General features: G+C 35.3%; 7 protein-coding genes. All 7 read left to right on the top strand.

Going from position 1 to position 4053, the window contains the following annotated elements; translation table 11 throughout:
• Positions 1 to 530 (top strand): TolC family protein (locus P8M54_RS05025; protein ID WP_300285843.1); only part of this gene is annotated, 530 nt, incomplete at its 5' end.
• A gap of 64 nt (positions 531 to 594) precedes the next feature.
• Entirely contained in the window at positions 595 to 1785 is a 1191-nt protein-coding gene (locus P8M54_RS05020; RefSeq protein ID WP_300285845.1) for an efflux RND transporter periplasmic adaptor subunit, read from the top strand.
• 203 nt (positions 1786 to 1988) lie between these two features.
• A complete protein-coding gene (locus P8M54_RS05015) occupies positions 1989 to 2327 on the top strand; it encodes a P-II family nitrogen regulator (RefSeq protein WP_300285841.1) in 339 nt (112 codons plus the stop codon).
• A 3-nt stretch (positions 2328 to 2330) separates the two neighbouring features.
• Positions 2331 to 2744: a transcriptional repressor gene (locus P8M54_RS05010; protein ID WP_300285839.1), complete on the top strand. Its 414-nt coding sequence runs from the start codon at positions 2331 to 2333 to the stop codon at positions 2742 to 2744.
• A gap of 45 nt (positions 2745 to 2789) precedes the next feature.
• The gene (locus P8M54_RS05005; protein WP_300285837.1) at positions 2790 to 3146 is read left to right on the top strand and encodes an STAS/SEC14 domain-containing protein; all 357 of its coding nucleotides are present in this window, start codon (positions 2790 to 2792) and stop codon (positions 3144 to 3146) included.
• Positions 3147 to 3216: 70 nt separating this feature from the next.
• Positions 3217 to 3492, top strand: a complete 276-nt coding sequence (locus tag P8M54_RS05000; RefSeq protein ID WP_300285836.1) for a zinc ribbon domain-containing protein — start codon at positions 3217 to 3219, stop codon at positions 3490 to 3492.
• Positions 3493 to 3601: 109 nt separating this feature from the next.
• A partial coding sequence (locus tag P8M54_RS04995) for a hypothetical protein (protein ID WP_300285833.1) occupies positions 3602 to 4053 on the top strand: 452 nt, incomplete at its 3' end.

Below are 4053 nucleotides of genomic sequence, written 5' to 3'. Positions count from 1 at the left end.
CAACTTCTTTAGCAGAAAATCCCATATTGCAATATTCTCTTCAAAATGTGGAAGTTAGCAAAGCAAATATTAGTGTAGAGAAATCACAGTTTTTACCCAAATTTAGCCTTAGCTATGATAATCTAAAGTACAATGACGTTTCTGGGTTTTCTGCTTATCAGGCTGGCATTACGATTCCACTCTGGTTATTTCCACAAAAAGCAAGAGTAAAGGCAGCCAAGGCAGATGCGATGGTTGCAGAAAACCAGTATTTAGAACAAAAGGCAATTACCGCAAGCCGTATTTCGCAATTACTCAAATCCATTGAAAAGACACAGAAGATATTAAGATATTACGAAGAAGGTGCCTTGCGTTTGGCTGAGGAACAGATAACCACTGCACAGTTAGCGTCCAAGGAAGGTGAAATAGATTATGTAAACTATATCACAATACTCAATAGTGCAATTAGGATTAAACAAACACATTTACAATATATCAATCAATACAACCAACAGACCATTGAGGTACAATACCAATTAGGCAATTTATAATATAAAAAAAATAGAAATGAAAAATAAAGCAATAGCAATAATAATATTTTTAGCCTTGACTTTGGTGTTAGCTTCCTGTAATGAAAAGTCGAAGGGAGAATTGGGACATAAGGAAACAAATTCTAAAAACACTGAAAAAGCAGAGGATTCCCACGGTGAAGAAAAAGGCGGACACAAAGGTGAAGAAGATGTCGTAGAAATCACGCTGCAACAGGCCGAAACAGTAGGTCTCGAGTTAAAAACGCTAGAAAAACGGAACTTAGGTAACAGTATAAAAGTGACTGGGACCTTAGAATTGTTCCCGCAGGACAAAGCAAACGTAAGCCCTTTTGTAGGAGGTAACGTTAGCTCAATTAAGGTGATACCGGGTAACAATGTGACCAAAGGCCAAGTTTTGGCATATATTGAACATCCAGATATCATTACTATGCAACAGGAATTTCAAGAAAAGAACGATGAACTTGTCTTTTTGAAACAGGATTTTGAGCGAAAGCAAACCCTATACGATAAAGGGGTTTCTTCAGGAAAAGATTTCCAAATGGCGCAATCAAAATTCCGTTCCACCATGTCTAGCGTCAATGGTTTAAAAGCTAAACTACGTTTATTAGGCATTAATCCAGCAAAAGTTGCAGAGGGGAAGATATATTCGGCGGTGGCTATCACAACGCCAATAAGTGGTTATGTAGATGAAGTAATGATCAGCTTGGGAGATTATGTTGGGACACAATCAAAGATGTTCTCAATAAGCGACAATTCTAAGATCTATCTCAACTTTAAAGTATATGAAAAAGACATCAGACTAATAAAAAAAGGACAGGAAATTTATTTTTCCACAACTTCCCGACCTGATGAATTGTTGAAGGCTAGTGTGCGTTCAGTAGGTAAAACATTCGAGACAGACCCAAAAGCGATAGAGGTTCTTGCCGATATAAAGAATAAGGATAAAAATCTTCTTCCTGGAATGTATGTGCAAGGCAGAATTGTACAAGGAGAAAAATCCGCATTTGCAGTTCCCGAAGCTGCCATTATCCAAAACGGAGAACAGTCTTTCATTTTCATTTTAGATGAAGATGAAGAAAAACAATTGAAAAAAATGAAGTTTAAAATGATACCCGTAACTGTTGGTGTGACCGAATTGGGATTTGTGGAAGTGAGTCTTCCTGCTGATGTTAATCAGGCCGCTAAAGTGGTTACCAAAGGAGCATACGTCCTTTCGTCAGAAATGGTAAAAGGCGAATTAGAACACAATGATTAATAAACAATAGTGGTTTTGAAGCCGAGTTTGCCCTCTTTCTAATTTTAATTAAAATTTATCATGCAAGCTCGGTTCAACTCCAAAATAAAAATCAAAATTTAAAAGTCTTAACATATAACTCGACCCCGAACAATTCTTGTTACCAAACAAGAGAGCCTATTTCAATTATATCAGACAGATAACAAACAATAAAATTTTAACAGATGAAAGAAATAAAAGCATTCATAAAACCAAACAGAACACAAAAAGTAATCGATGCCCTTATCACTAATGGGTTTAAGAGTATGACCCTATCACAATCTGAAGGCACAGGTGCATTTAAGGCAACAGGAGCGAGACCTTCATTGGACTTTCATGTTACTGACAGTCCCGTAATAAAATTGGAACTAGTCTGTCAAAACGAAGAAGCCCAGGCCGCAATTGAGATAATTTTGGAAAATGGTAAAACCAATGAGCCTGGAGATGGAATCCTATACGTAACCAACATTGAAGATGCCTTCCAAATTAAAACGGGAGAATCCTTAAAGCGTAATACCTTTTGAAAAATGGATAACTTAGATAAATTATTAGAAATTAAAAATGTAAGACCAACGGCAATGCGGTTGTTGGTATTAAAATTCCTCTTACAAAAGAAAGTAGCAGTAAGCCTTACGCACATTGAGGAATATTTCGACAATTCTGAAAGAACCACTTTATATAGAACTCTAAAGACATTTGAACTAAATGGCGTTGTCCATCAAATAAACGACGGCACAGGTACAACTAAATATGCTATATGTGAACAAAATTGCAATTGTGAACTGGAGCAAGACCTCCATTTACATTTCCATTGTAAAATCTGTAATGAGACCGTTTGTTTAACAGAACATAAAATTCCACATATAAATTTACCAGAAGGCTTTATTGCAGAAGATGTAAACCTAGTTGTTAAGGGTATTTGTGGCAAGTGTAGTGGGTAATTATTGCACTTCCGTTGCAAGTATAATATATTTAATTTTATCGAGATGTTACAAATAATAGATATTAAAAAAGAGAATATAATCACAACAATTGCAATTGGGGAATTACATCAAAAAGATATCGAAAAAGTCCACCCCATTATACATACAATTCTTGATAAAGGATTAAAAATCCGGTGGTATTTTGAGATGCAAGATTTTGAGGGCTGGAGTATCAATGGCTTTTGGGAAGACTTAAAAATGGATGCAGCCCACGAAAAAGAGTATGAGAAAATTGCAATAGTTTGCAAAGAAAAGTGGCAAGAATGGATAGCACGGTTTATGGAGCCTTTTACCAATGCCGAGATAAAATACTTTGATATAAATCAAAAAGGCAAAGCACAAGAATGGATTGAAAGTTAATAAAAAATGGAATCATTGATGTTGCTTTGAAATTTTCAAATAACAAGAAATAAATTTAAAATGAAATATTATGGGATTTTTAAAACATTTATTAGGAGGAATAGGCAGAGGAGGTCATCATTCAAGTGGACATAACCGAAAACACGATTCTGGAAATAGTGATGATTATTTCGAACCAAAGATTTACGTAAGGTGCATAACGTGTGGAGTAAAAAACGATGAAAGTACAGATTTTTGTCAAAAATGCGGCTCATCATTGGGCAAAGGAAAATGCAAAAATTGCAATGAAGGCGTACCTATTGATGCAAAATTCTGCCCGAGCTGTGGAAATAAAAATGGAGGATAATTTAATCGAACAAACAACCTTTACTATATATAGTGTGAGCTATATTAATTGCATTAAAGCAACCAAATAAGAGCTATTTTTTTTTGAAATCAAAAATGTAACAACAAATATGACACAAGTAAAATACTTTTTTTTGATGGTTCTGTTTGTTGGTTTTTTTAAAGCAAATGCCCAAAAGATTTACAGAATAGGAGATGGGCATATGATGATGATGACTATGCTTGATAGTTTACCCGTAAAGGCAGAAAGTCATAAACTGGCCCTATATCTTGATTATAATACCAAAGTGCTAAATGGTGTACTCGACCTGAAATCGTTATCAACTGATAATCTCGAAATCAATGCAATGTTAGCAGAAGAGGAAGAACCATTGATTCTACGTTTTACAGGAACGATTCTATCCGAAGACTTTTTGTCAATGCGCCACGATCCAATTTCATTTAATTGGTTGGTAACCATTACTTATAAAGGCAAATCGTATCAATCCAGCTTTAAAGCAACCGTTACCCATGTAGAACAAGGCATAAAAATGTCTTGTCTTATAAGTGCGAGAGGACAGGT

It is taken from the genome of Flavobacterium sp. (assembly GCF_029242675.1).
Classification (GTDB): domain Bacteria; phylum Bacteroidota; class Bacteroidia; order Flavobacteriales; family Flavobacteriaceae; genus Flavobacterium.
This window is presented reverse-complemented; position numbering and strand designations above follow the sequence as displayed.